This window comes from Pseudomonas sp. NPDC087612 (assembly GCF_044743505.1).
GTDB lineage: Bacteria > Pseudomonadota > Gammaproteobacteria > Pseudomonadales > Pseudomonadaceae > Aquipseudomonas.
The window spans coordinates 45085-70153 of sequence record NZ_JBIUWO010000004.1; the positions used below are offsets into that span (position 1 = coordinate 45085).

Annotated in this window: 24 protein-coding genes; 9 read left to right on the forward strand and 15 right to left on the reverse strand. The window is 60.0% G+C overall.

Features of this window, described 5'->3' with window-relative positions; all coding sequences use genetic code 11:
* Positions 1 to 465 precede the first annotated feature (465 nt).
* Positions 466 to 1875 (reverse strand): hypothetical protein, encoded by a 1410-nt coding sequence (locus ACIOVF_RS09085; protein ID WP_401288923.1) that lies wholly within the window; start codon positions 1873 to 1875, stop codon positions 466 to 468.
* A gap of 593 nt (positions 1876 to 2468) precedes the next feature.
* On the opposite strand from ACIOVF_RS09085, the gene ACIOVF_RS09090 reads away from it, so the two are divergent.
* On the forward strand, positions 2469 to 3185 hold the full coding sequence (locus ACIOVF_RS09090; RefSeq protein ID WP_401288926.1) for a DUF4339 domain-containing protein: 717 nt from the start codon (positions 2469 to 2471) through the stop codon (positions 3183 to 3185).
* A gap of 530 nt (positions 3186 to 3715) precedes the next feature.
* On the forward strand, positions 3716 to 4237 hold the full coding sequence (locus tag ACIOVF_RS09095) for a hypothetical protein (protein WP_401288929.1): 522 nt from the start codon (positions 3716 to 3718) through the stop codon (positions 4235 to 4237).
* Between the two features lie 66 nt (positions 4238 to 4303).
* On the opposite strand, the gene ACIOVF_RS09100 is transcribed toward ACIOVF_RS09095, so the two are convergent.
* The 3 genes from ACIOVF_RS09100 to ACIOVF_RS09110 form a co-directional block, all read right to left on the reverse strand.
* Positions 4304 to 4672 (reverse strand): YcgJ family protein, encoded by a 369-nt coding sequence (locus ACIOVF_RS09100; protein ID WP_401288932.1) that lies wholly within the window; start codon positions 4670 to 4672, stop codon positions 4304 to 4306.
* A gap of 63 nt (positions 4673 to 4735) precedes the next feature.
* Positions 4736 to 5038, reverse strand: a complete 303-nt coding sequence (locus ACIOVF_RS09105; RefSeq protein ID WP_258608058.1) for a DUF3077 domain-containing protein — start codon at positions 5036 to 5038, stop codon at positions 4736 to 4738.
* Between the two features lie 65 nt (positions 5039 to 5103).
* Positions 5104 to 5331 carry a hypothetical protein gene (locus ACIOVF_RS09110; RefSeq protein WP_258594901.1) on the reverse strand — a complete coding sequence of 76 codons (228 nt, stop codon included), beginning with the start codon at positions 5329 to 5331 and terminating at the stop codon, positions 5104 to 5106.
* Positions 5332 to 5797: 466 nt separating this feature from the next.
* Here ACIOVF_RS09110 and ACIOVF_RS09115 point away from each other — a divergent pair, with 466 nt between their 5' ends.
* A complete protein-coding gene (locus ACIOVF_RS09115) occupies positions 5798 to 6400 on the forward strand; it encodes a hypothetical protein (protein WP_401288935.1) in 603 nt (200 codons plus the stop codon).
* Here ACIOVF_RS09115 and ACIOVF_RS09120 read toward each other — a convergent pair.
* Positions 6397 to 7272, reverse strand: a complete 876-nt coding sequence (locus tag ACIOVF_RS09120; protein ID WP_401288938.1) for an EamA family transporter — start codon at positions 7270 to 7272, stop codon at positions 6397 to 6399. The genes ACIOVF_RS09115 and ACIOVF_RS09120 overlap by 4 nt on opposite strands.
* A 95-nt stretch (positions 7273 to 7367) precedes the next feature.
* Here ACIOVF_RS09120 and ACIOVF_RS09125 point away from each other — a divergent pair, with 95 nt between their 5' ends.
* Both ACIOVF_RS09125 and ACIOVF_RS09130 read left to right on the forward strand, forming a co-directional pair.
* Complete coding sequence (locus ACIOVF_RS09125; RefSeq protein WP_401288941.1) at positions 7368 to 8144, forward strand: helix-turn-helix domain-containing protein; 777 nt, start codon at positions 7368 to 7370, stop codon at positions 8142 to 8144.
* The gene (locus tag ACIOVF_RS09130; RefSeq protein ID WP_401288944.1) at positions 8141 to 8695 is read left to right on the forward strand and encodes a nucleotidyltransferase family protein; all 555 of its coding nucleotides are present in this window, start codon (positions 8141 to 8143) and stop codon (positions 8693 to 8695) included. Before ACIOVF_RS09125 ends, ACIOVF_RS09130 begins: the two co-directional genes overlap by 4 nt.
* An 811-nt stretch (positions 8696 to 9506) precedes the next feature.
* On the opposite strand, the gene ACIOVF_RS09135 is transcribed toward ACIOVF_RS09130, so the two are convergent.
* From ACIOVF_RS09135 to cra, 4 genes are all read right to left on the reverse strand, one after another.
* Positions 9507 to 10211, reverse strand: a complete 705-nt coding sequence (locus tag ACIOVF_RS09135; protein ID WP_401288947.1) for a DUF4225 domain-containing protein — start codon at positions 10209 to 10211, stop codon at positions 9507 to 9509.
* Positions 10208 to 10702 carry an Hcp family type VI secretion system effector gene (locus ACIOVF_RS09140; protein WP_195885015.1) on the reverse strand — a complete coding sequence of 165 codons (495 nt, stop codon included), beginning with the start codon at positions 10700 to 10702 and terminating at the stop codon, positions 10208 to 10210. The genes ACIOVF_RS09135 and ACIOVF_RS09140 overlap by 4 nt, the downstream gene beginning before the upstream one ends.
* Before the next feature lie 98 nt (positions 10703 to 10800).
* On the reverse strand, positions 10801 to 11580 hold the full coding sequence (locus tag ACIOVF_RS09145; protein ID WP_401288951.1) for a TatD family hydrolase: 780 nt from the start codon (positions 11578 to 11580) through the stop codon (positions 10801 to 10803).
* Between the two features lie 2 nt (positions 11581 to 11582).
* On the reverse strand, positions 11583 to 12578 hold the full coding sequence (gene cra, locus ACIOVF_RS09150; protein WP_045197136.1) for a catabolite repressor/activator: 996 nt from the start codon (positions 12576 to 12578) through the stop codon (positions 11583 to 11585).
* Between the two features lie 389 nt (positions 12579 to 12967).
* Between cra and ptsP the strand changes: the two genes are divergently transcribed.
* From ptsP to ACIOVF_RS09165, 3 genes are read left to right on the forward strand one after another with little or no spacing between them, the layout of a single operon-like run.
* Positions 12968 to 15826 (forward strand): phosphoenolpyruvate--protein phosphotransferase, encoded by a 2859-nt coding sequence (gene ptsP / locus ACIOVF_RS09155; RefSeq protein ID WP_401288954.1) that lies wholly within the window; start codon positions 12968 to 12970, stop codon positions 15824 to 15826.
* Entirely contained in the window at positions 15826 to 16776 is a 951-nt protein-coding gene (pfkB, locus tag ACIOVF_RS09160) for a 1-phosphofructokinase (protein WP_401288957.1), read from the forward strand. Before ptsP ends, pfkB begins: the two co-directional genes overlap by 1 nt.
* Complete coding sequence (locus tag ACIOVF_RS09165) at positions 16773 to 18509, forward strand: PTS fructose-like transporter subunit IIB (protein WP_401288960.1); 1737 nt, start codon at positions 16773 to 16775, stop codon at positions 18507 to 18509. Before pfkB ends, ACIOVF_RS09165 begins: the two co-directional genes overlap by 4 nt.
* On the opposite strand, the gene ACIOVF_RS09170 is transcribed toward ACIOVF_RS09165, so the two are convergent.
* Positions 18510 to 18740 carry a DUF3820 family protein gene (locus ACIOVF_RS09170; protein WP_093379533.1) on the reverse strand — a complete coding sequence of 77 codons (231 nt, stop codon included), beginning with the start codon at positions 18738 to 18740 and terminating at the stop codon, positions 18510 to 18512. It lies immediately after the preceding gene.
* A gap of 201 nt (positions 18741 to 18941) precedes the next feature.
* Here ACIOVF_RS09170 and ACIOVF_RS09175 point away from each other — a divergent pair, with 201 nt between their 5' ends.
* Positions 18942 to 19418 (forward strand): PA2169 family four-helix-bundle protein, encoded by a 477-nt coding sequence (locus ACIOVF_RS09175; RefSeq protein ID WP_045197145.1) that lies wholly within the window; start codon positions 18942 to 18944, stop codon positions 19416 to 19418.
* Here ACIOVF_RS09175 and ACIOVF_RS09180 read toward each other — a convergent pair.
* From ACIOVF_RS09180 to ACIOVF_RS09200, 5 genes are all read right to left on the reverse strand, one after another.
* Entirely contained in the window at positions 19415 to 20908 is a 1494-nt protein-coding gene (locus ACIOVF_RS09180; RefSeq protein WP_401289427.1) for a diguanylate cyclase, read from the reverse strand. The genes ACIOVF_RS09175 and ACIOVF_RS09180 overlap by 4 nt on opposite strands.
* A gap of 195 nt (positions 20909 to 21103) precedes the next feature.
* On the reverse strand, positions 21104 to 22435 hold the full coding sequence (locus ACIOVF_RS09185; RefSeq protein ID WP_401288963.1) for an OprD family porin: 1332 nt from the start codon (positions 22433 to 22435) through the stop codon (positions 21104 to 21106).
* 205 nt (positions 22436 to 22640) lie between these two features.
* On the reverse strand, positions 22641 to 22856 hold the full coding sequence (locus tag ACIOVF_RS09190) for a hypothetical protein (protein ID WP_093379544.1): 216 nt from the start codon (positions 22854 to 22856) through the stop codon (positions 22641 to 22643).
* 175 nt (positions 22857 to 23031) lie between these two features.
* The gene (locus ACIOVF_RS09195; RefSeq protein WP_401288966.1) at positions 23032 to 24414 is read right to left on the reverse strand and encodes a heavy metal sensor histidine kinase; all 1383 of its coding nucleotides are present in this window, start codon (positions 24412 to 24414) and stop codon (positions 23032 to 23034) included.
* Positions 24389 to 25063 (reverse strand): heavy metal response regulator transcription factor, encoded by a 675-nt coding sequence (locus tag ACIOVF_RS09200; RefSeq protein WP_045197149.1) that lies wholly within the window; start codon positions 25061 to 25063, stop codon positions 24389 to 24391. The genes ACIOVF_RS09195 and ACIOVF_RS09200 overlap by 26 nt, the downstream gene beginning before the upstream one ends.
* Positions 25064 to 25069 lie beyond the last annotated feature (6 nt).

Below are 25069 nucleotides of genomic sequence, written 5' to 3' on the forward strand. Positions count from 1 at the left end.
ACACTCTGTCTCGCGGTGTTACACGTTGGGCCCGAGAAATGGCTTATAGAAAATAATCCTTTAAAAACAATAAGATGCATTGAATGCAACACTTGTAACACTTGAAACCCTAAAAATACGAGCTCATCCCCCGCCCAGATCGCAGTGTGTCCTTCAGCGAGATAAGGTAGCCGCAGACGTTGTGGGAAGGTTGAACGGGAATTGTGCCGGGGACCCTGTAGTAAGTCATAAAGTACGGGGCTGGAAACCCGCAGGACTTTGCTAGCGGCAGGATGCCCAGCTTAGTGAACTGGTGAATCCGGTGAACCGGGTGAATTGTGCAGCTTCTTAAACACTGCCTCCCTTCCTCACCTAATCGGTAAAAATCAGGGGCTTGCCCACGGGCGATGATTTTAATAATTGAGATTCTGGTGACTGGTTGCTCGCCAGCTAACAAGATAGCGCCGTCAGTGTATAAACCCTCAATCACGATGGTTCAGCATCGTCAGAATTTCTGGCGATCTGGGCGAGCATCGCCTCTTCGTTTTTGTCGGCCCACTTCATATACGCACCAAACCACTTGGCTAACTGGCCAGATCTGAGCCGTCCAAGACGTAGACCCTCTACTCCCAAAGCTTCTATCGCTCTAGTCAACGCCATTTCGGCGACCTGGCCAGCATTAAATGCACCCTCGTCAAGATCCAGTGCCGCTGGTGATATAGAACCATGAACTAAACGCGATCTAAGGTCGTAAGCTGCCTTAGCTCTACTCAACCATTCATCCCGTTTCACCTCAGGGGAAAAACACAAAGCGGCCACTCGTTGAGAAACGAGCGAGGAGATATCGTCTCGTTCTTCAGTCATCAGCATTCTTTCAAGAGAGGTCACATACTTGACAATTTTAGTTGCCTGACTGGTATCGCGTGCGGCCTCACCAAACCACTGTGCGGCATCGATAAACCTCCTACTGATAGGACGCTCAGAGTCCGGATCAGTTGTTACCTCAAGAGCTACGTCAAATAAGTTTTTCCAATAAAGCGTACGTGGCGTCGATAACATTTCAGACCAGCCGTCTCGGTATATAACTTCACCCAGGTATGCGAAGGATAACGAAGGGTCGAGCATTCCGTTCTTATCAATGGTTAGTTTGGCTCGGCTATCCCCTTTGACGTTAAGGCCACCTAGTTGCATTCGGCTCGAGTTCGCGACGCCCAATAAAAGATGCAAGCAATTAAGGGTTGATGTGACAGCTTCCTCTGCAACTCTACTCGAAGTCTGGTTGTCGCATTCTGAAATGGTTACCTCTGCCACCCAGCGGAAATTGCGGTAGTACCGAATTGCTTTCACCAGCAGGTAGCGTTCGTGCCTACCTTGATCCGTATCTTTTGAACATGTATTAGTGGAGCGGTTGTTTAAGATTTTTCGAGTTATGCTTAGTCGGTTGTGGAATGTGACCGGGCCAAGAGTGAATGATTCAGGTTCCTTTGAATTCATAAGGTGGCAAGGGATTAAGTGAGTGATGCTCTCAGCGAGGGTTTTGGAAGCTTTAATTGTCGAGTTGAATAGGCGATCAATTTGTTTGATGTCAATATCTCGCTTTTCCTTGAAGAATCGAAGTACGAATAATTCCGCCAGCTTCTTCCGTACATTGTCCAAAGTCACTCGCTTCGATAATCCGCCTCGTTCTGCTGCCACCTGAGCAAAACGAGTAATTATTTTTGCTGCGGCAGCTCCACAAATCATCTCTCCATAACCCTTAGGATGAGGCAAAGATGCCATATGGTCGATTCGCTCGATCGTTTTGAAGCCGCCGATATTTACCAGCCCCTGGAAGCGGTTGCACTCTGAAACCACGAATTTTGCATCATCAACTAGCTGCTCTTTGCTGTAACGCATTTCACCTGTCGTCCATGTTGGGTGGGAGAGGATTTGTTTGGGGTAGGTTAATGCCCCAGCAGTCTGTCCGGTAGGGGTAGCCACTGGCAGAGTTTAGGAATAAGAGACGAAGGCGAGCGAGGGTGGAAATTTTTTTTGGGATACATTTAGGGATACGTATGCTGGGATTCTATCTAGGACCACAGCTTTTATTGCGCGTCCGTGGGGTTATTCGATTCCTGTCTCCGCACCACATCCAGCTCCACTGCATTCCGCTGAATGCTCTGGAAGCCCTCTAAACCGGCCTTCTGGCCGGTTTTTCGTTTCCACGACCCTCCGTCGGGAACCAACAAAATCCCCAATAGCCGGGGGTATTTTTGGGGTACAGCGTCTTTCCTGAATGGAGAACGTACCCCAATGCCACGTTTAGCCACTCCGCTCAGTGATCTCAAATGCCGCACGGCCAAACCGAGTGATCGCACCATCAATTTAATTTCGAAAGCGCCGCAAGCAGTATGAGAGGCAGACCCCCTCTCAAGCCTTTGGATCTAATGCCGATAGTGTCTTATAGCCATCTTTTGGTTGATGGTTAATTGAGGCGTAGGAGATGAGGGATGTCTGAAGGATCTTGGTATTACGCACTGAATGGATCACGTCAGGGGCCGTTCACTGTCGAGCAAATGAGAGCGTTCGTAGCGTCGAGCGCTATTCATGCTGAAACGAAGGTATGGGCAGGAGCGGGGGAGTGGGTCTCCCTGAAAGAAACGGATCTTGCTAGCAGTATCGATCGCCCTGTAGGGCCACCTCCACTTGCGGCCAGTGAAGTAGACAACCGCTTTGTCTGGGGCTTGGTAGGGATTCAACTGGTGGGTGGTGCCATCGAACTCATCTCTGGCATCAGCTTGTGGTGGGTGTTTTTGATCCTCAACGTCGGCCTCTGCGTTGCAGATGAAAAACGCCTGAAAGCTGCCGGCCATTCTGCACCCACAACCTGGTGGGTATTCCTCATTCCGGTGTACCTGTGGAAGCGTGCGAACCTTCTGGGGCAGAAAAAAAACTATTTTTATGCATGGGTAGCAGCTTTCGTGGTCTCCCTGCTCCTGGCGGCAGCCGGTGGTGAATCGGCAGTTGAGGAAGCGGCGTGCCCGCTGGTCACTGAGATCATCCATAAGCAGTTTTACCAGTCCTCGTCCTGCGTGGCTGTAACCATCGATGATGAGCCCAAGTCAGGCTTCTATCGAGCCACTGCGCTGCTGGATAACGGAAACGAGATCGACATCACCATCGAAAAGAAAGGTGAGAATATCTTCGTGCGAGTCCCTCAGCAGTAAGCTGAGCAGCAGTTGAAGAAAAGCCCGGTTGCAGTGCCGGGCTTTTCGGGTTCCAGACAGGTTAATGCGGGGGGCCTTTCCCACCTCTACTGTTGCATCGGAATTTCTGTTGGGACGGTATAGCGCCGCGCAATCCAGCCTTTGAGGATTTCACCTGAAACATCAACGGAAACCCGTATCCATACCTCCTAATCCTCCAGTACCTCAAGAACTGCTCCGATTCTGGGAAACGCTTTAATTTCTGACTTTTCGGCAGGTTGAATCCTGAGATTAACCTTGTCTACGATCAACACTCGGTGACCTAACAGCAAGCTCGCGTGTTCTTGAGGAATTTGAGCAATAGATTCCTTAACCTCTGCTGGGCTTTTCGCAAACCCAACAAATCCCGCATTGTGCAGACTTTGTTGTTTCTGGCTTCACCTGATGTCTTGTTGCCTATCTGCTGGTCCGAGGACTAGTTAGGGACATTCAGGTGGTACCAACGATGAGTTTTGCGGATAATCGAGGTCATGGAATGATGGAGTGTCAGTGTGAAGAAATGGAAATTAGCTTTAGTTGGCGTGGCGTCACTGTTCCTCGCAGCCTGCGAGAAAGCACCCTCTTATGAGTTCGAGGGCACATACTTCATAACTGAAGGTGAAGACTGCACGATTCCGGCAAGTGCGGAAGACAAAAAAAATTATTTTTTAGAAATAACCAAGCAGGTAAACACTGGAAGCGTGTCGTACTCCGCCAAGCTCCCATCAGTTGCAAAAGCCGAAATGCCCATTACTAGCGTGCAAAACGCCTCGCCAAGCAAAGACAATGAACTCACGTTCAGCTTCACTCACGCCAAGGTACCCGGCGCCGTGCCGGGGAGCTCAAAGATGAGCTTCGAAATTTCTGTAGTTCCTAATAAGAACAAGGAAAACCATCTATGGCTAACAAAACAAAAGGCCATCATGGTTCGGGACGAGAAAGTATCCGAGTACGACGTTCTTGATAATTTGAGAAGATTTTTCGAACTCGGGAAGGCAGGGGCTTGCTTGAGAAAGGGAACAGCGGCAGGCTGAGTACAACAGGGAGGCGGTGTTGGCGAGGATAACCAGACGCGTTCAACCTCGCCCGCTACCTTTCGGTCATTCGCCAAACAGCGCCTTGGTGTATTTTTTGGAGACGGCTCCGGATCGCTCTCCGTTCGCGCCGTAGTAGCGATCTTCGCGACATAACCGCTCTTTCACGTCGCAGAATATCCCGTTGGCGAAGGTGAATTCGGTCAGGTCAACGTCACTCGATGTGAAGACGTCGGTCGCAGCCGCCTTCTTGCCTAGGTACTTTTCCGTTAGCTCGCGGGAGATGCCTTTGTCATTGGCGCACACGTAACGGTCGCAGAGCACGCCCGACTCTGGCGTTTTCAGTGCGGCTCGCTGTTTGGCCTGTGCGGGCATCACGCCCACGGCCAGCAGCAGCGCCAAAGAGAACAGTAGAGGTGATTTGTTCATACTCATTGGACTTCATTCTGTGGGTTTCAGATTTACGCAAGCCGTGGCGCTGCAGGTTAGCAGACCATGTTAAGGCAAAGAGGTTTCTGCGAGACCAGGCGATTCATTTGCCGTCGCCAAATCCTCGATCAATGCCTTCGCCATCCCACTGAGAAAATGAGCCGCACAAGTCATCGCTTCATCTTCTTCAATCATCACGTGATGAGTCAGCTTGCTCACGCAGCCCATCAACAAAGCTGCCTGCTCCAGCACAAATTCCACACTGTGCCCTGGCTCAACCCGAAACAGTCGTTCGGTGGTCTTCCCGCCCGGGCCTTCGCCGAAGGTGCCGACGCCTATCGTTTTCAGAGCTGAAGCATGATCATCGTTCATCCGTACCTCCCAAAGCAGGCAGCCAGCATTGCCCAGGCAACACTGGCGCTCTTCTGAAATTGACCTCAGTGCTTCAACTGAACCTTGCTCAAAGCCACTTCAATCAAGCTTCGGGCGTGTTCAATCTCGTGCATGGTGGCCAAGGTCAGTACCTGCTCAGGCGGCCTGGGATGGAGCAGCACGGTCTGCTGAGCAATAGTCAGCGCACGGACCAAATATCCGGACGTCTGGACGAGAAGGTCTTCAATGGATTGGTCGGGATGATGCGGAGGATCTGGGACGATTTTTAACATGGTGTCTCCCCGGTGAATGGAGTCGCCACGAATCTGCTGTCAAACAAATGGGTGGCAACTGTACGCGGGTTGACAGACCGAACACCGGAGAACTCGGCGCACACGAAGGTGCCCCACGTACAATCGCCATAAAGGCTTGCACATGTCCACGGTGTAGTCGGCCTGTCAAAACCGGTCGCTGAAATTGCCAACGACCGGCCGAGACTAGTGTCCTCCCGGGACCACTGCAATGCTTTGAAAGCGGCAAAAGTATGATTGGGAAATGGACTACATGGAATCAGGAAATTCTGAAGATTTCCGCCGTTAAAGTACCGTTCTCGCGACTATTCGTTACAAATCCACGCTCGACGCTGGTGACCCTGCCATCACCCACGCCATCATAGGAGGTCACCGCAACCTGGCCTGTCCAGGCGCTGCGTTTTATACGAAGGGCAACAAGAGCCCTCTTTTTCTGCTGGGGCGATGGATGAAACAAGGGCGAGTGTGGGCGCTGATGTTGATGGTTGCGGTCTTGTCGGGCTGCGCCACGGCGCCGCCGAGGGATCAGAACAATCTGTGCAATATCTACCGCCAGTACCCGGACTGGTACGAAGATTCGCTGAAGATGCAGCAGCAGTTCGGCACGCCGCAACATGTGGCAATGGCGATCATGAAGCAGGAAAGCAGCTTCGTCCCCGATGCGCTGCCGCCCCGCGACTACTTGCTGTGGGTAATTCCGTGGGGGCGGGTGAGTTCGGCCTATGGTTATGCACAGGCCCAGGACCCGGTCTGGGGTGAGTACAAATCCGGCACCGGCAATGGCGGCTCGCGCGATAACTTCGATGACGCGGTGATGTTCATCGGCTGGTACACCGCCGGCACCCAGCGCCAGTTGGGGATTTCCAAGTGGGATACCTACAACCAGTACCTGGCCTATCACGAAGGGCGCGGCGGTTTTAGTCGTGGGACCTATCGCAGCAAGCCGTGGCTGATGCAGGTGGCGCGCAAGGTGGAGGCGCAGTCGCGGGTCTATGGCGCCCAGCTCAAGGCCTGTCGCCAGGAGCTGGAAGATGATCGCGGTTGGTTCTAGACCGTTCGGCGCAGCAGCGGGCGGGTCTTGATCAGGCCCGCTGCAAGGGCCGCCAGAATCAGGGCAATGGCGATGCCTTCGTTGCGGTCGATGTGGTGGCCGAGCATGACGATGGAGCCGGCGATGCCGAATATCGGGATCAGCAACGACAACGGCGCAACGGTTGAGACCGGGTATTCGCGCAGCAACAGGTTCCAGCCCCAGTAGCAGAAGTGCGTCGCCGCGTAGACCTGGAACAACAGCGATAACAGCGCGATGCCCTCAAGGTGGCTGGCCAGGGCGGTGAACGGCGCGCTGCCATGGTTGAGCCAGGTGAGCAGCAGCAAGGGGATCGGCGGGAAGAGGCTGGCCCACACCACAAAGGCAAACATCTCACGCACTTTCGAGCGTTTGATGATGACGTTGCCAACGCTCCAGCTGAAGGCGCTGACCAGCAACACGCTGTAGCCCGCGGTCGTCGCCTGGCCGGGGCTGCTGGCGATAATGCAGATCAAACCCAGGGCGGCGAGTACCACGCCAACGCACTGGCCAAGGCTCATGCCTTCGCGAAACAGCAGCACGCCCCAACCCAAGGTGAAGAAGGCACTGAATTGGATCAGCAGGGCAGCGGTGCCGGGTGGCACGCCCAGGCTGATGCCTAAGTTGATCAGCGCCCACATTGCCACGCCGAAGATCAAGCCATAGGCGGCCAGCCAGCCCAGGGCCACGGACGGGCGTTTGATGAACAACACCCAGGGCAGGGCGGCGAGGCTAAAGCGCAGGGCGGTAAGCAACAGCGGGTCGATCTCGGCCAGGGCCAGTTTGCTGATGGGGAAGTTCAGGCCCCAGACGGCGGTCACCAGCACGGCGAGCAGCAGGTGTTTTGGTTGCATAGTGTTGTTATCCACAGGCGGGCAGGGCGCCACTATGCGCAATGCAGGCGCTGGCCCGCTTGCGTTATCGGGTCGCAGGCCGGTAGATTCGGGCCATGATTGAAATTGACCCGGCTGAACACATTCCCCGCGATGCGGTGGTGACCGCCGTTGACTATGCCGATGGCCATCACTTCGCGCTGCATACCCACCAGCGCGGGCAGTTCGCCTACGCGGCCTGTGGGGTGATTACCGTGTTCACCCGCCAGGGCAACTGGGTGGTGCCGCCGCAACGGGCCATCTGGGTGCCGGCGCAGGTGCCCCATGAGATGGTCATGAGCGGGCCGGTGACCATGCTCAACACTTACATCAGCAACGAGGCGGCGGCACGTTTGGCGCTGCCGGGGTTGTGTCAGGTGTTCGATGTGTCGGCGTTTTTGCGCCAGTTGCTGATTCAGGCAGCAGCCGTGCCGGCGCTGTATGCGCAAGAACAGCGCGACGGTCATTTGATGGCCTTGCTGCTGCACGAAATCGCCAGCATGGCGCCGCTGTCGCTGAATGCGCCGCTGCCGGATGATCCGCGCCTGGCCCAGGCGTGCCAGCGGCTGTTGCAGCAACCCTCGCTTGAGGTGAGCATCGATGACATGGCCCGGCAGGTGGGCCGGAGCCGGCGTACGTTTACCCGGCTGTTTCGTCAGCAAACCGGTATCAGCTTTGTCGAATGGCGCCAGCAGGCATGCCTGTTGGCAGCGGTAGTGCGCCTGGGCAATGGCGAGCCGATCACCCGGGTGGCGGTGGACCTTGGCTATAGCAGCCCGAGTGCGTTCACCAGTGTGTTTCGCAAGGTGCTGGGAGCGGCGCCGAGTCGGTATTTCAGCAAGGATGCGCTATGAATCATGAAGCACAGGTGCAGCAGATTATCTCGACCGATACGCGCCGCTGGCAGGTGCTTGAGGTGGTCCGGCGCCTGGATCTGCCGGACTGCTGGATCGGTGCCGGATTTGTGCGTAATGCGGTGTGGGATTATTTGCACGGTCGTACGCCGTCAGCGCTGACCGGGGATGTGGATGTCATCTGGTTTGATCCGGCTCGGGCAGACGCTGCCGAAGACCAACGCCTGGAAGCGACGTTGCGCGTGCTGGCTCCCGGCATCGACTGGTCGGTAAAAAACCAGGCGCGCATGCACAGCCGCAACGGCGATGCGCCCTACGGTTCATCCGCCGAAGCGATGTCCTGCTGGTGTGAAACGGCTACCGCCATTGCGGTAAGACGCACTGCTGATGACAGGTGTGAAGTGTCGGCGCCTTTGGGGCTTGATGACTTGTTCGCGCTGCTGCTCAGGCCGAGTCGGCGCTTTGTGGTGGATAAGCGGCAGGTTTATGAGGAGCGGATTGCGGGTAAGGCGTGGTTGAGTAAGTGGCCACGGTTGCGGTGTGTTGGCTGATGTCCTTTTGTGGGGTGGCTGAGTCCCTGCAGAAAGCGAAAACCCGATGAAAGCTGGTGGGATCATTTCTCGCTGGGCTCGTACTCGGGTTTTATAGCTTTCGCGGATAAGCCCATCCATGAAATAGTACTAGTGCCATGGAGAGCCAATCTATGAGTGGGTAATCACCCGATGAATAGTTTTGAATTCTAAGGTAGGTGTATTTTTCATGGTTCACCAGATAGAGGTAGCAACTGCTGAAAAAGACATTGCAGGTCAAGGAGATGAGGAACTTTGTCCAGCCTAGGTCAGCCCCAGTGAAGCGCTTCTTTAATAGAAGTGCTAATGAAATGCCCAGGGTTGCAAACACGAAAAAAGCAGTAATTATCATTTTTAAATTCGTCGCATACTTTCTTGTTTGTTATGGCGTCGTTCATAATTTTAGTGGCTAGTGATACGTTTTCCAGTTTTTTGAATGCGCGTACATAGGCCATTTTCCAGAATCGGAAAGGGTGCAAAGTGAGGCGCGCTTCAGGTGGTGTTGGGCCTCATCTTCGCTTTTCTTTCTTGGGGTAGCTGAATCCATGAAAGAGGAATAGAAGTGGAGCGCTCCAGCCAATAAATTGATAGTCTTCGATTATGTCGGGGCGGTATCCGAAATAAACAAAATGATCCTGTTTTGCGATTAAAAGATAGCAAACTCCAAAAAAGGCATTGTAAGCCAAGCAAAACAGTAGCTTGGTCCAGCCTAAGGATGGCCCGGAAAAATGTAATTTTAAAAAAATAGAAGACGCAATGCCAATAATTGCAAATCCTATAAATGCTAATGGGATCATTTTTTTATTTCATCATGGATTTGCATTCCAGTGAGTATGTCAGCTATGACTTCGGAACCCAGCGTCCCTGCCCCCATATTTTTATAGCCCCGCTCGAAGTCAGATTTCAGGTAGCGAAATAAGCGCCAGGAGTCTTTCTTGAGTACATGTCTGCCGAAGCCGTAAGCCGATAAACCTAAGTCAATACTGTTGTATGCGATATTTCCTTCGCGATTTTGAAAGCCGGCCGTTTTAGCAAGGGACTGATATCCCTTACGAATCGGACCTTCGGTATCATTGCTTCTTGTAACGAGATTTCGCCCATTTTCATAAATGTTATTTGTTCCATGTGCCATAAGTGGCACTCCAAAAAATACACATAGGGATCCAACACTGGCGTAACAAATACCTCCGCCAGCTACGACCTGAGCGGTGCCAACAGCCACACCGAATCCTTTGAAAAATATCTCCTGCGACTGTTTGAGCAAACTCCGCTGCTCTTCCTGGATTTCTCTAAGCCCTTCCTCAGGGCTCAAGCGTCGCTGCTCGACATCATCGACCACGCGCTTGGCGTAGTACGCCAGCTCGCGGTTGAATTGCATGCGTACACCATCATCCTCAAGGTGGCGGGCACTGATCGAGCAGGCGTAGCTGGTCAGGCGTGCGGCGGCGCTACTGACTTCCCATAGATCGTGTGAGCGCAGTTCAGGTTTTTTCTTCATTCGCTCCATTGCTTGTCCCCCCAAAAGGCGTGACCGCTGGTGCCTGCCAGGTGATGAGTCCAGAAAATGTCGCTATAGCGGATGGCAAGGTGTTCCTGGGCATCCATGTCGTGCTGGAGAACCGCGTGGGGTACATCGATTCTCAAATCGACGACCATCCCGCCCCTGAGCTCTATGGTGTAGTACTTCTCATGGTGGCCGCTGGAAGAGATTCGAAAGAAGTTGATCAGGCACTTCAGCTCCTCTCGATTGGCCAGCGCCTGAGCCAGTAACGGTGATGCCTTGTCTATGTTTTTGCTGATGACAATCGGGCGGTGGGTGGCGTTCTGGGTGTTGCCGAGGTTGGAAAGGTTATGACTGTACGCCAGCACCATGATCTCGTCGCAATGCCCGGACTGATACTTGTTGCCCATTGAATCTGCGGTGGAACAGCCAGCCGAGATCAGCCCTTGCTGCCTGCCGGTGATGGTCATGTATCCATGATTGGCCATAAGCGTTACTCCCTGTAGTCAGAGAGCGCAGCCTAGATTCGAATAAGTTGATGGGTATGTAGGTCGTTTCCGAAAATTGTCGCTTTGGCCTGAAAGATTTACGCCCAGCCAAACAACTCACAAGCATTACCCGTACTCACCTCAGCCAACCGCTCAACCTCAATCCCCATGATCCCAGCCAGCGCCTGGGCAATCTGCGGCAGGTGCTCCGGGCTGTTGCGCACGCCGGGGAACATCACCGGGGCCATGTCTGGCGCGTCGGTTTCCAGCACCACGCTGTCGAGCGGTAACTGTGGCAGCACCTTGTGCAAGCGCAGCGCTTGCGGCCAGGTCGCGGCGCCGCCGAGGCCGAGTTTGAAGCCGAGCTTGTGGTACTCGCGGGCTTCTTCGACGCTGCCGGCGAAGGCGTGGATGATGCCGCCGCGCTTGAGTTTGTAGCGCTTGAGCGTGGCGATCACCACGGCGTGGCTGCGGCGCACGTGCAGCAGGGCGGGCAGGTTGCAGTCCGCGGCCAGTTGCAGCTGGGCTTCGAACAGCGCTTGCTGACGCTCGCGGTCGAGTTCGGGCAGGTAGTAGTCCAGGCCGAATTCACCGACGGCGCACAGCTGACGCTCGCCTTGCAGGCGGGTCAGCCAGTCGCCCAATTCGACAAGGTGCTCGGGGCGGTGCTGGTCTAGGTAGACCGGGTGCAGGCCGAACGCGGCATAAAGTTGCGAGTCGCTGCGCACCAGGTCCCAGACGCGCTGCCAATTATCCTGATGCACCCCCAGCACCACCATGCGCTCGACCCCACCGGCCCGGGCGTTGGCCATTAAGGCCGGGCGGTCGGGGTCGAAGTCTGGAAAGTCCAGGTGGGTGTGGGTGTCGATCAGGCGCATGTTCAGGCCGGGAAGATTCGCTGTTTGAAGGTTCGACCGATGGCGTGCACGCCCGGTTGGTATTGCTTCTGTTCAACGGCGGCGAGGGCCAGCTTGAGCGCGGTTTCAGCGATCAGGCCGTGTTGCTGGGCCATGGCGTTGACCGGCAGCGGCAGGAAGTCGAGCAGCTGGTTGTCACCGAAGGTGCCCAGTTGCAGGCTGCGCGAGTCGGCCGGGCGTGCTTGCAGTACGTCGAACACGCCTTGCAGCAGCACGTAGGAAGTGGTCACCAAGGCGTCGGGCAAGCGGCCGAGGTCTTCGAGCAGCTGGTTCATCAGGCGCTGGCCGCACTCGCGGCTGAAGGCTTCGCCTTGCAGGCGGCTGACGTTACCGCCGAAGCCTTCCAGGGCCTGGTCGAAGCCGCCGGCGCGGGCCTGGCTGACGCTCAGCTCCGGGCGCGCGCCGATCAGGGCGATGTGCGCAGGCTGGGTGGCCAACAGGCTGCGGGTCAGTTGCTGGCTGGCGTTGCGGTCGTCGCTGACGATCGAGCAGAAGTGCGCGGGGTCGAGGCTGCGGTCGATGGCGATGATCGGCATGCCCTTGGCTTGCAGTTCGCGGTAGCTGTCGTCTTCTGGCGGCAGGCAGCTGGCGACGAACAGGGCGTCGCAACGGCGGGCGCGAAACAGCTGCTGCAGCTGGCGCTCGCTGTCGGGCTGGTCGTCGCTGCTGGCGATCAGCAGTTGGTAACCCTGGGCCCGGGCGCGTTGTTCCAGTTGTTTGGCGATACGCGCGTAGCTGGGGTTTTCCAGGTCGGGGAGGATGAAGCCGAGGGTACGCGTGTGCCGGCTGCGCAAACCTGCAGCCTGGGGGTTAGGGGTAAAGCCGTGGGCTTCGACCACCGCCTGCACCCGCTCGACAGTGCTTTTGCTGATGCGTTGCTGTTCGGCCTTGCCATTGATGACGTAGCTGGCGGTGGTGACGGACACACCGGCCAGACGCGCGATATCGCTGAGTTTCACCGCATTTTCCTTGTTATTACCGAGACTGGCTGCAAAGCCTGACCGGGTATTGTCGCCGATCCTGGAAGGATGGCGCAGACGACCATTGTCGCAATTGTCCTACAACATGGGCAATGTTGTTCACAGTTCCTACAGGAGCTGCATGCACTGAACCCTGTGGGAGCCGGCCTTGCCGGCGATGGGCTGCAGAGCAGCCCCCCGCAATACGACAAGCAGGGCTTCATTCATCCCACATTATCGAGTAACGTGCTCGTTAATCTAGATTAAACGTTTCAGCAGGCGATTTACTGCCGATCCCTTCGCCTGGACAGGGCCATTGCAACTGGCCCTTAGCTGAACAATTCACAACAATACCTCAGCACCGCCCTGGTGCTGCAAAGGAGAAGGTCATGCTCGAGCTCACCGTGGAGCAGATATCCATGGGCCAGTCGGCTGTGGATAAGTCGGCGGCGCTGCACCTGTTGGCCGAGCGCCTGGTCAGCGACGGCCTGGTTGCCGAAGGCTATCTGGCCGGCCTGCAAGCCCGTGAAGCGCAGGGCTCGACCTTCCTCGGCCAAGGTATTGCCATCCCCCATGGCACCCCCGCAACCCGCGAGCTGGTGCATGCCACCGGGGTGCGCCTGCTGCAGTTCCCCGAAGGGGTGGACTGGGGCGATGGCCAGATCGTCTACCTGGCCATCGGCATCGCCGCCCGCTCCGATGAGCACCTGCGCCTGCTGCAACTGCTGACCCGCGCCCTGGGCGAGACGGACTTGGCCGAAGCCCTGCGCCGTGCCAGCTCTGCCGAGGCATTGCTGAAGTTGCTGCAAGGCGCGCCGCAAGAGCTGGCGCTGGATGCGCAGATGATCGGCCTGGGCCTGCCCGCCGAAGATTTTGACGAGTTGGTATGGCGCGCCGCACGCCTGCTGACCCGCGCGCAGTGTGTCGGCGGCGGCTTTGCCGGGGTGTTGCAGCAGCTCGACCCGCTGCCGCTGGGCGAGGGCCTGTGGTGGCTGCACAGCGAGCAGGCGGTGCGCCAGCCGGGCCTGGCCTTCGTCACCCCGCAGCAACCGCTGCGCCACAATGGCCAGCCGGTGCAGGGCCTGTTCTGCCTGGCCAGCCTTGGCGCTGCCCATCAAGCCTTGCTCGAGCGCCTGTGCACGCTGTTGATCGAAGGCCGCGGCCAGGAGCTGTGCCGCGCCACCAACAGCCGCACCGTGCTGGAAGTGCTGGGCGGTGAGCTGCCTGCCGACTGGCCCAGCGCGCGTATCGGCCTGGCCAATGCTCACGGCCTGCATGCGCGGCCGGCCAAGGAGCTGGCGCAACTGGCGAAAAACTTCGATGGCGAGATTCGCCTGCGCCTGCTCGACAGCGGCCAGCCGGCGGTGTCGGCCAAGAGCCTGAGCAAGCTGCTGAGCCTCGGCGCCCGGCGTGGGCAGATGCTGGAAATCATCGCCGAACCCGCCATTGCCGGCGATGCCTTGCCGGCGTTGCTGGCCGCGATTGAAGCGGGCCTGGGCGAAGAGGTGGAGGCGCTGGCGCCCGTCGTCGAGGCGGTCATCGAGGTGATCGCCGAGCCAGAGCTTGTGCCACCGGCAGCGGGCGCGCTGATCCACGGCGTTGCCGCCGCGCCGGGCATTGCCAGCGGCCCGGCGCATATCCAGGTATTGCGCGAGTTCGACTACCCGTTGCGCGGTGAGTCGCTGCCCATCGAGCGGCAACGCCTGCAGCAAGCGTTGGCCAATGTGAACCAACAAATCGAAGCGCTGACCCAGCGCAGCCCGGCCAAGGCCATCCGCGAGATTTTCGTCACCCACCAGGAGATGCTCGCCGACCCGGACCTTACCGACGAAGTCGACCAGCGCCTGCGCCAGGGCGAAAGCGCGGCGGCGGCGTGGATGGCTGTGATCAATGCCGCCGCACGCCAGCAGGAGTCCTTGCACGATGCACTGCTCGCCGAACGTGCCGCCGACCTGCGCGATATCGGCCGGCGGGTATTGGCCCAGCTGTGCGGCGAAGCCGACGTGCCGGCGCCGGAGCAACCCTATGTGTTGGTGATGGAAGAGGTCGGCCCCTCCGATGTGGCGCGCCTCGACCCACAACGGGTCGCCGGGATTCTGACCGCTCGGGGCGGCGCCACCGCCCACGGCGCCATCGTCGCTCGTGCCCTGGGCATCCCCGCTGTGGTGGGGGCCGGCGACGCCGTGCTGCTGATTGCCCCGGGTACGCCGCTGCTGCTTGATGGCCAGCGCGGGCGCCTGACCGTCGCCCCCGCCGCTGACCAACTCGAACGGGCGTTGGCCGAACGCGACCGCCGCGAGCAACGCCTGCACGCCGCCAAGGCCCGGCGCCTGGAGCTTGCGATCACCCGCGACGGCCATGCCATCGAGGTGTTCGCCAATATCGGCGAAAGCGCCGGGATCGAAGCGGTGGTCGATCAGGGCGCCGAAGGCGTTGGCCTGCTGCGCACCGAACTGATCTTCATGGCCCACCCGCAAGCCCCCGACGAAGCCGTGCAAGAGGCCGAGTACCGCCGCGTGCTCGATGGCCTCGGCGGTCGGCCGCTGGTGGTGCGCACCCTCGATGTCGGCGGCGACAAACCCTTGCCTTACTGGCCGATCGCCAAGGAAGAAAACCCCTTCCTCGGCGTGCGCGGCATTCGCCTGACCCTGCAACGCCCGCAGGTGATGGAAAGCCAGCTGCGCGCCTTGCTCCGCGCTGCTGGCGACCGGCCGTTGCGGATCATGTTCCCGATGGTCGGCCAGCTCGAAGAGTGGCGCCAGGCGCGGGCCATGGTCGAGCGCCTGCGCGAGGAAATCAGCGTCAGCGACCTGCAACTGGGGATCATGATCGAGGTGCCCTCGGCCGCCTTGCTGGCGCCGGTGCTGGCCCAGGAAGTGGACTTTTTCAGCATCGGCACCAACGACCTGACCCAGTACACCCTGGCCATCGACCGCGGCCACCCGAGCCTTTCGGCGCAAGCCGACGGCCTGCACCCGGCGGTGCTGCAACTGATCGACATCACCGTGCGCGCCGCCCATGCCCATGGCAAGTGGGTCGGCGTGTGCGGCGAGCTGGCGGCCGATCCGCAGGCGGTGGCGCTGCTGCTCGGCCTTGGCGTCGATGAGCTGAGCGTTGCCGCGCGCAGCATCGCCGAGGTGAAAGCCGAAGTACGTGAACTGAACTTTGAACATGCCCAAAAGCTTGCGCGCCAAGCCTTGCTGCAGGGCAGTGCCGGCGCAGTGCGGGCACTGCTGGAGACCCGTTGATGGCCAAGATACTGACCCTGACCCTGAACCCGGCGCTGGACCTTACCGTCCGCCTCGACAGCCTGCAGGCCGGCCAGGTCAACCGCAGCCAGGCGCAGCACAGCCATGCCGCCGGCAAGGGCCTGAACGTTGCCCAGGTGCTGGCCGACCTTGGCCATAGCGTGACGGTGGGCGGCTTTCTCGGTCGCGACAACCTGGCGCCGTTCGAGGCCCTGATCGGCCGCCGTGGCTTTGCCGATTGCTTCGTGCGGGTAGCTGGCGAGACCCGCTGCAACATCAAGCTGGTCGAAGCCTGCGGCCAGGTCACCGATATCAACGGCCCCGGCCCGCAGGTCGATGAACAGGCGCGCCTGGAACTGCTGACCCGCCTGGAGCAGATCGCCCCCGGTCACGATGCAGTGGTGGTGGCCGGCAGCCTGCCGCAGGGCATCAGCCCGCAGTGGTTGCAGATGCTCCTGGCCCGGCTCAAGGCCATGGGCCTGAAAGTGGCTCTGGACACTAGCGGTGAAGCCTTGCGGGCCGGGCTTGCCTGCGGGCCGTGGCTGGTCAAGCCGAACACCGATGAGCTGAGCGAAGTGCTTGGCACTGCGGTGCATGATGTTGCCCAGCAGCAACAAGCTGCAACCCGGTTGATCGGCCAGGGTGTCGAGCATGTGGTGGTGTCCCAGGGCGAGCAGGGCGTCAACTGGTTCCGCCAGGGCAGCGTCCTCAGCGCCGTGCCGCCCAAGGTCACGGTAGCCAGTACCGTCGGCGCCGGCGATTCGCTGCTGGCAGGCATGGTCCATGGTCTGCTGAGCGCCGACACGCCGGCGCAAACCCTGCGCCGGGCCACGGCGATTGCCGCCCAGGCGGTGACCCAGATCGGTTTTGGCATCAACGACCGGGCGCAACTGGCGCAACTGGAAAGCCAGGTGCAGCTGACAGAAGCACAACAAGAGGCTTGCAGATGAACATTGCCATCGTCACCGCCTGCCCCAATGGCCAGGTCTCCAGTGTGCTCAGTGCGCGCCTGCTGGAAGCGGCCGCGCTGCGCCAGGGCTGGAGCACCAGCGTTGAAGTGCACGACCCGCAGCAACCCGAGCGGCAGTTATCGGCGGCGGCGATCGCTGCCGCCGACTGGGTGCTGGTGGTCAACACCGGCCCGCTGGAGCTGCGTCGTTTCGCCGGCAAGCGCCTGTACCAGAGCACCCCGGCGCAAGCCCTGGCGGATGTCGAAAACTTTCTCAGTGAAGCGGCCGACAAGGCTGTGGTTTATCAGCCCGAGGCCGAGCCGGTTGCAGCGCCGGTAGAGCGCGGCGCGAAGATTGTCGCGGTCACTGCCTGCCCGACTGGCGTCGCCCATACCTTCATGGCCGCCGAGGCCTTGCAGCAGGCGGCGCAGCAACTGGGCTACCAGCTCAGCGTCGAGACCCAGGGCTCGGTGGGCGCGCGTAACCCCTTGTCGGCAGCGGCCATTGCCGACGCCGACGTGGTGCTGCTGGCCGCTGATATCGAGGTGCCCACCGCGCGCTTTGCCGGCAAGCGCATCTACCGCTGCGGCACCGGCGTTGCCCTCAAGCAGGCCCAGGCGACACTGAAAAAAGCCCTGGCCGAAGGCCGCGAAGAAGCTGCCGCGCAAGGTGCAAACGCAGCGCTTGCGCGCAGCGAAAAAACCGGGGTGTACAAGCACCTGCTCACCGGCGTGTCGTTCATGCTGCCGATGGTGGTGGCCGGCGGTTTGCTGATCGCGCTGTCGTTCGTGTTCGGTATCGAGGCTTACAAAGAGCCCGGCACCCTGCCTGCGGCATTGATGCAAATTGGCGGTGACGCGGCGTTCAAACTGATGGTGCCGCTGCTGGCCGGTTACATCGCTTATTCGATCGCCGACCGTCCGGGGCTGGCGCCGGGGATGATTGGCGGCTTGCTCGCCAGTACCTTGGGCGCGGGGTTTATCGGCGGGATCGTCGCAGGCTTTCTCGCCGGTTACAGCGCCAAGGCCATCAGCCGCTGGGCGCGCCTGCCCAGCAGCCTTGAGGCGCTCAAGCCGATCCTGATCATCCCGCTGCTGGCCAGCCTGTTCACTGGCCTGGTGATGATTTACGTGGTCGGCAAGCCGGTGGCCGGCATGCTCGAAGGCCTGACCCATTTTCTCGACAGCATGGGCACCACCAACGCGATTCTGCTTGGGGTGTTGCTCGGCGGGATGATGTGCGTCGACCTCGGTGGGCCGATCAACAAGGCGGCCTATGCATTCTCGGTCGGGCTGCTGGCGTCACAGAGTTATGCACCGATGGCCGCGACCATGGCCGCCGGCATGGTGCCGCCGATTGGCCTGGGCATCGCCAGCTTCATTGCCCGGCGCAAGTTCGCCCAGAGCGAGCGCGAAGCCGGCAAGGCGGCGCTGGTGCTGGGCCTGTGTTTTATTTCCGAGGGGGCGATTCCGTTTGCCGCCAAAGACCCGCTGCGGGTGATCCCGGCCAGCGTCGTCGGCGGTGCGCTGACCGGCGCCTTGTCGATGTATTTCGGCTGCAAGCTGATGGCGCCCCATGGCGGCCTGTTCGTCATGCTAATCCCCAATGCGATCAACCATGCCGTGTGGTACTTGCTGGCGATCGTCGCCGGCAGCCTGCTGACGGCAGTGGTGTATGCCGTGCTCAAGCGTGGTGAAGGGGTGGAGCTGACAGTGCAGCCGGCCAAGGCCTGATCAGTTGCGCGGGCGCGGGTACTTCTTGCGCAGGGGGACCAGCAGGTCGCTCAGGCCGTTGTGATCGACCTCGTGCATCAGTGCCAGCAGGCTACCCAGCTCGCCCTTGGGAAAGCCCTGGCGGGCGAACCAGTTGAGGTAGTGACCAGGCAGGTCGGCGATCAGCCGACCCTGGTATTTGCCGTAGGGCATTTCGCGGGTGACCAGCAGGACGAGGGCTTCCGGGTTCATGGCAAGGCTGTTCTTTGAAGAGGTGGGCCAACATACATGCAATCTGCATGAAGGCCAAAGGACAGTTCATGCAGAACGCGTGCAAGTGATAAGTTCATTTAATTTCAAGTTATTGAAAGTTAACGATATTTTTTATGTTCGCCGGCTGGCACGAACCCTGCTCCGATCTATTGCACTTCCCTCATGCAAAGGAGCAACGTCATGACTACCCCCAACAAAGAAGTGGTCTCGGTTCTCAACGAACTGATCGAGTTCAGCAAGGATGGCGAAAAGGGTTTCAAAACCTCTGCCGAGGATGTGAAAAATCCGCAGCTCAAAAGCTACTTCATCCAGCGTGCCGGTGAGTGCGGTAGCGCCGCCGCCGAACTGCAACAGCAAGTGCGCAGCCTCGGTGGCGACCCGGAAACCTCGACCAGCGTCAGCGGTGACCTGCACCGTGGCTGGGTCAACCTGAAGTCGATGCTCACCGGCAAGGATGAAGAAGCGGTGCTCAACGAAGTCGAGCGCGGCGAGGACCACGCCCTGAAAGCCTACAAGGACGCCCTGGAAAAACTGGCTCGCCTCAACACCCTGCCAAGCAGCGAGGTGTACGCCCTGGTTGAACGCCAGTACCACGGTGTGCAGCGCAACCATGACCAGGTCAAGGCCCTGCGCAACCAGGCTCGCGCCAGCTCTTAACGCGCAGCCTCGACCCGGTTGCGGCCGTTGCCCTTGGCACGGTAAAGCGCCTCGTCGGCATCGCCCAGCAAGGTCGCGAGATCTTGCTGGGCGCCTGGCGTGTGGCAACCGATGCCGATACTGACGGTCACCGGCGCCGTGTCAGCGCCAAACGGTGGCAATGCCTCGACGGCTGCGCGAATGCGTTCGGCCAGCAGCAGTGCCCCCGGCAGTTCAGTCTCCGGCAACACCACCAGAAATTCCTCACCCCCATAGCGTGCGGCCAGGTCGGCCGGGCGGCGAATGCTGCTGGCAATCGCTGCGGCCACCTGGCGCAAGGCGGCATCGCCACCCGGGTGGCCATGACGGTCGTTGAAGGCCTTGAAGTGATCGACATCGACCATCAGCACCGCCAGCGGCCGGGCATTGCGCAGGCTGCGCGCCCATTCCTGGCGCAGCACCTGGTCGAGGCGCCGGCGGTTGGCAAGGCCGGTCAGGCTGTCGGTGGCGGCCAGCGCCGCAAGGCCTTGTTCGGCGCTCTGCCGGCGGCGCAATTCGCGACCCAATAGCAGGGTCAGCCAGAGAATGCCGATGCACAGCACGCCGGTGGCGACGCTGACCAGCACGGCGGTGCGCCGCCACGACTCGAAGACTTCGTCGGCGGAGTGGGCGACGATGACGATCAGCGGCAAGTCGCCAACCCGGGCGAAGGTAAACAGCCGTTCTTTGCCGGTGCGGGTGGAAACCCCGGCAAAGGTGCCGCTGACATCGGCGCGCATGCGCTGGAAGTTCGGCCGGTCGCTGTAGTTCTGGCCGATTTTTGGTTCATCCGGGCTGCCCGGCTGGCGTACCAGCAGGGCGCCGTCGGTGTTCATCAGGTTGATGCTGCTGTCGGTGCCGATGTCCAGGCGCTGGAACAAGGCGCTGAAATACGACAGGCGCAAGGCCCCGGCAGCGACCCCGAGAAACTCGCCGTGGGGCCCGGAGATGCGTCGGCTGAAGCTGATGCACCAGTCCAGGTCGCCCAGCCGTGCCTTGAACGGCTGGCCGATGACCAGGCCCAGGTCGGGGTTGTCGCGATGCTGCTGGAAGTCCTTGCTGTCGGCGAAATTGGCCTGGCGCGGGATGCTGCTGGTGGAGTCTGCAACCACGTCGCCCTTGGCATCGAGCCAGAGGATATCGCCACGTACTGGTGCGGTAACGGCCTGGTTGAAGAGAATCTGCTGGCGCAGCTCGATCGGCACGGCGAGCAGTTCCGGGCGCTGCACGGCCCAGATCAGGCCTTGCAGGGAAAGGTCGTAGAGTTCGACATTGCGCACGATGTCGCTTTCGATCAACTGCACTATGTTGCTGGCCGAGCGTGCGGCGGCCTGTTCGACGCTGCTGCGTTCGCGCATCAACAGGAAGGTGACGATGGCGACGATGGCGAGCACCGCGAGGCAACTGCCCAGGTTGAGGATCAGCTCCGGATGAGACTTGTACAGGGCGGATCGCTGGGATCGGGTGGGCAACGTCATGGTCACTGATGCCGAAGACCGTCTGGAAAGTGCGGTATTACTGCGCGGCGGCCGTATTCTAGGGGCGCGCGGATTGTCGGACAAGGATTTAATGGTGACATTCTGACGAATGTGGGAGCGGGCTTGCCCCGCGATTGCAACGGGTCAGACCCATCGCATCGCGAGTCAAGCTCGCGCCTACAGGTTCGATCAGAAAATGTTCAGCGGGTAGTCAACGATCACTCGGTACTCGTCGACATCGTTGTCGATGTGCGAGTAGCCCTGGGTGCCACGGTGCGAGGCCCAGCGCAGCAGTACCGAGAGGTCCTTGAGCTGGCCTTGCTGGAACACGTACTGCAGGTCGACGTCACGTTCCCAGTGCTGGGCATTCTCGCCGTCGGCGTTGTACCAGTGGCCGTAGCCGACGCTGTCGGGGTCGACCTTGCTCATGTCCAGCTCACCGCGCGAGTAGGACACAATCGAGGTCAGGCCGGGGATGCCGGCACCGGCGAAGTCGTAGGCGTACTTGAGCTTCCACGAGCGCTCGTTGGGGCCGTTGAAGTCCGAGTAAATCTGCGAGTTGTCGAGAAAGACGCTGTCGCCCTGGTTGATGTAGTCGAACGGGGTGTTGCCGTTGACCCGCTGGTACACCGCGGTGAGGCTGTTGTAGCCGACGTTGACGGTGAAATGCAGGCTGTAGGTGTTGTTGTCGATGTGCCCGAGCAGCGCCTGGCCGGTGTCCTGGGTGTGGTAGAAGTGCAGGCCGGGGTTGAGGCTGACCCGCTCGTTGAGCTGCCAGGTGTAGTCCAGATCGAAGTAGTACTGGTTCCAGATGTCCTTGAGCTCGGCGGCATACAGACTCGAGGTCAGGTTCGGTACGCCGCTCCAGGCCACCCCGGCCCAGTTCAGGTGGCGGCTGTCGCGCTCGTCCTGCAACTTGCCGTAGAAGGTGTCGATGCGCCGGTGGCCGCTCTGGTTGTAGGGCTTGGTGAAGCTGGCCTGGCCGGCTTCGAGCATCACCCCGTCAAAGCTGTTGTTGGTGACGCTGATGCCGCGGAAGGTCTGCGGCAGCATGCGCGACTCACCGCCGGCGATCACCGGGTTGGTGAGGAACAGGTCGCCGGCCTTGAGTTCGGTGTCGAAGGCTTTCATCTTCAGCGCAGCGCCGGCAGTGGAGAACGAATCGTGGGCCTTGCCCGGTTCGCCATCGCCCTTGGTGTTGATCGGCAAAATACTCGAGCCGGAGGTACCGCCACCGCCGTCGAGTTTCAGCCCGAGCATGGCGTGGGCATCGAGGCCGAAACCGACCGTGCCCGGGGTATAGCCCGATTCGAACTTGCCGAGAAAACCCTGGCCCCATTCGCGGTTGTCACGCACGCCTGGCAACAGCTGGTTGCGGTTCAGGTAGTAGTTGCGAGCGTGCACATTGAGGCTCGACCCTTCGATGAAGCCTTCGGCTTTTTCCTCGTCGGCCTGGGCGCTGCAGGGCATCGTTGCAGCCAATGCAACGAACAGTGGGGTGAAGCGTAAAGCAGTGTTCACCGGTGTGGACTCCTTGGGGTGAATGTACGGCAGTTTTTATTGTGTGAAAGACGGTCTTGTTATGAACAAACGAGCCAGCGCGCTGGCATTTTTCGACACACGAAAAAAAGCCGCTGATCGGCAGCGGCTTTGAAAGACAACCGCACAGGCGCTCAAGTCACCTGTACGGCCATCGAGGGAGTCGAAGGAGTGGAACGTGGCACGATCAGCTATCGGAAGCGTCACTCGCTTGAGCCTTGGAAGCGGTCTGTTCCAGGCCTTTGGCCTGCTCGGCCTTGTGTGCGGCAATGGCCTCCTGAACGACGGCGGCGCGCTCGGCATTACGGGCAACAAAGGCCGGGGATTCTTCAGCCATGGCCAGTGGCGACAGCAACAGGGACGACAGGACGAATACGCTGGCAACACCCATACTGTTGGACATTTGCAACAACCTTCTTGCTTGGCAAGTGTGGATTAGGTTTGACTAAATTAGTCGGAAATGGGTGATAGAAACAGTTACTTTTAGGATAAGCACTGTTGCGTCAAAGGTAATAGTCATCGCGGGTCAAGCCCGCTCCCACAATGGATCTGTGTACACTTGACCCGCGATGAGGCCCTCAGGCCGGCAACAGGATCCCGAAGGTATTGGCCCCCGCCTGGCTGCGCACGAACACGCTGCCGCCATGCATCAGCGCAATCGCCTTGACGATCGCCAGCCCCAGCCCGTGGTTGCCGGCGCCGCTGTTGCTGCGCGCCGCATCCACCCGGTAGAAGCGCTCGAACAGCATCGCCAGGTGTTCCTCGCCAATCGCCGGCCCCGGGTTGCTCACGGCGATGCTCACCTGGCCGTCCTGCTCCTCGATGCGCACCTGGATCACCTGCTCGGGCAAGGTGTGCTGCACCGCGTTGTTCAGCAGGTTGATCAGCGCCCGGCGCAACTGGGCCTTTTCGATGCGCGCCTGGGCATCGCCGCTGACCTGCACGCGGATGCGCGCGTCCTCGAGGATGTAATCCAGGTAGTCGAGGGTGGTCGCCACTTCTTCGGCCAGCGAGCTGCTGGTCAGCGCCGTGGCCTTGCTGCCCTGGTCGGCGCTGGCGAGGAAGAGCATGTCGTTGATGATGCTGCGCAGCCGCTCCAGCTCTTCAAGGTTCGATTGCAGCACCTCGAAATAATGCTCGGCGCTGCGTCCACGGGTCAGGGCGACCTGGGTCTGACCGATCAGGTTGGTCAGCGGCGAGCGCAGTTCGTGGGCGACGTCGGCGTTGAAGGCTTCCAGGCGGCTGTAGGCCTGGTCGACCCGCTCCAGGGTCGAGTTGAAGGCGCTGGCGAACTGCGCCAGCTCCGGGGGCAGGTCGGCCAGTTGCAGGCGCCCGCTCAGGCGCGGTGGCGCCAGCTTTTGAGCTTCGGCCGAGAGTGCCAGCAACGGCCGCAAACCATAGCGCGCCACCCAGTAACCGAGCAACGAGGCCAGCACCACGCCCAGCACCGACAGGCTGATGATCGCCACCAGCAAGGTGTGCTGGGTGTGCCAGAAAGTCTCGGTGTCGATGCCGATCAAAAAGCGCAGGGCCGGGCGCTTGCCCATGGCCGGCAGTTCGCTGACCAGTACCTTGTAAGGGTAGGGGCTGGCGGCCAGGTGCAGGTCGCGCATGCCCAGCCGGCCCTGGGCAAAGGTGCGGATGCTGGCGTCTGGCTGGCCATACTCGAACGGGCTACCGTCGCTGACCACCCAGAAGCGGATGCGCCGGTCTTCTTCGCTGAGCAAATTGAGTTTGTTGGTGATCTTCTGCCAGTGCTCGCGGGTGTCGTAGCGGGTCAGCGACGACTCCAGCACGCTAAAGCGCGCTTCAAGCTCGGCGGTGGGCAGCAGGTCGAGGCTGCGGTCGACCTGCTTGTACAGCGCGGTACCGATCACCAGGAACACACCCAGTGCCACCAGGGTGAACAGCGCGCTCAGGCGCAGGGCGATGGAGTTAGTCGGCACGGTTTTCCAGAACATAGCCCATGCCTCGGATGGTGTGCAGCAGTTTGGTTTCGAAAGGCCCGTCGAGCTTGGCGCGCAGGCGCTTGATCGCTACCTCGACGACGTTGGCGTCGCTGTCGAAATTGATATCCCAGACCAGCTCGGCAATCGCCGTTTTCGACAGAATTTCGCCATGCCTGCGGGCCAGCACGCTGAGCAGCGAGAACTCCTTGGCGGTCAGCTCCAGGCGCTGCCCGGCGCGGCTGGCCTTGCGGCTGATCAGGTCGACCCAGAGGTCGGCGACCTGGATCTGCACCGGCTCATGGCCGCCGCCACGGCGGGTCAGGGCTTGCAGGCGGGCGACCAGTTCGAGGAACGAGAACGGCTTGCCGAGGTAGTCGTCGGCGCCTTCGCGCAGGCCGTGGATGCGGTCTTCGACCCGCTCGCGGGCGGTGAGCATGATCACCGGCGTCTGCTTGCGCGCACGCAGGGCGCGCAGCACACCGTAGCCGTCCAGGCCCGGGAGCATCACATCGAGGACGATCACCGCATAGTCGCCTTCCAGGGCCATGTGCAGGCCATCGATACCGTCGCGCGCCAGGTCCACGGTAAAGCCTTGCTCGCTGAGGCCGCGGTGCAGGTAGTCGGCGGTCTTTTGTTCGTCTTCGATAATCAGCACACGCATGGTCGG

What these genes read in the sequence shown, in the direction of transcription:
- ACIOVF_RS09085 (WP_401288923.1), bottom strand. Translation starts at nt 1,875, where the DNA reads ATGCGTTACAGCAAAGAGCAGCTAGTTGATGATGCAAAATTCGTGGTT.
- ACIOVF_RS09090 (WP_401288926.1), top strand. Translation starts at nt 2,469, where the DNA reads ATGTCTGAAGGATCTTGGTATTACGCACTGAATGGATCACGTCAGGGG.
- ACIOVF_RS09100 (WP_401288932.1), bottom strand. Translation starts at nt 4,672, where the DNA reads ATGAGTATGAACAAATCACCTCTACTGTTCTCTTTGGCGCTGCTGCTG.
- ACIOVF_RS09105 (WP_258608058.1), bottom strand. Translation starts at nt 5,038, where the DNA reads ATGAACGATGATCATGCTTCAGCTCTGAAAACGATAGGCGTCGGCACC.
- ACIOVF_RS09110 (WP_258594901.1), bottom strand. Translation starts at nt 5,331, where the DNA reads ATGTTAAAAATCGTCCCAGATCCTCCGCATCATCCCGACCAATCCATT.
- ACIOVF_RS09115 (WP_401288935.1), top strand. Translation starts at nt 5,798, where the DNA reads ATGAAACAAGGGCGAGTGTGGGCGCTGATGTTGATGGTTGCGGTCTTG.
- ACIOVF_RS09120 (WP_401288938.1), bottom strand. Translation starts at nt 7,272, where the DNA reads ATGCAACCAAAACACCTGCTGCTCGCCGTGCTGGTGACCGCCGTCTGG.
- ACIOVF_RS09125 (WP_401288941.1), top strand. Translation starts at nt 7,368, where the DNA reads ATGATTGAAATTGACCCGGCTGAACACATTCCCCGCGATGCGGTGGTG.
- ACIOVF_RS09130 (WP_401288944.1), top strand. Translation starts at nt 8,141, where the DNA reads ATGAATCATGAAGCACAGGTGCAGCAGATTATCTCGACCGATACGCGC.
- ACIOVF_RS09135 (WP_401288947.1), bottom strand. Translation starts at nt 10,211, where the DNA reads ATGAAGAAAAAACCTGAACTGCGCTCACACGATCTATGGGAAGTCAGT.
- ACIOVF_RS09140 (WP_195885015.1), bottom strand. Translation starts at nt 10,702, where the DNA reads ATGGCCAATCATGGATACATGACCATCACCGGCAGGCAGCAAGGGCTG.
- ACIOVF_RS09145 (WP_401288951.1), bottom strand. Translation starts at nt 11,580, where the DNA reads ATGCGCCTGATCGACACCCACACCCACCTGGACTTTCCAGACTTCGAC.
- ptsP (WP_401288954.1), top strand. Translation starts at nt 12,968, where the DNA reads ATGCTCGAGCTCACCGTGGAGCAGATATCCATGGGCCAGTCGGCTGTG.
- pfkB (WP_401288957.1), top strand. Translation starts at nt 15,826, where the DNA reads ATGGCCAAGATACTGACCCTGACCCTGAACCCGGCGCTGGACCTTACC.
- ACIOVF_RS09165 (WP_401288960.1), top strand. Translation starts at nt 16,773, where the DNA reads ATGAACATTGCCATCGTCACCGCCTGCCCCAATGGCCAGGTCTCCAGT.
- ACIOVF_RS09170 (WP_093379533.1), bottom strand. Translation starts at nt 18,740, where the DNA reads ATGAACCCGGAAGCCCTCGTCCTGCTGGTCACCCGCGAAATGCCCTAC.
- ACIOVF_RS09175 (WP_045197145.1), top strand. Translation starts at nt 18,942, where the DNA reads ATGACTACCCCCAACAAAGAAGTGGTCTCGGTTCTCAACGAACTGATC.
- ACIOVF_RS09190 (WP_093379544.1), bottom strand. Translation starts at nt 22,856, where the DNA reads ATGTCCAACAGTATGGGTGTTGCCAGCGTATTCGTCCTGTCGTCCCTG.
- ACIOVF_RS09195 (WP_401288966.1), bottom strand. Translation starts at nt 24,414, where the DNA reads ATGTTCTGGAAAACCGTGCCGACTAACTCCATCGCCCTGCGCCTGAGC.
- ACIOVF_RS09200 (WP_045197149.1), bottom strand. Translation starts at nt 25,063, where the DNA reads ATGCGTGTGCTGATTATCGAAGACGAACAAAAGACCGCCGACTACCTG.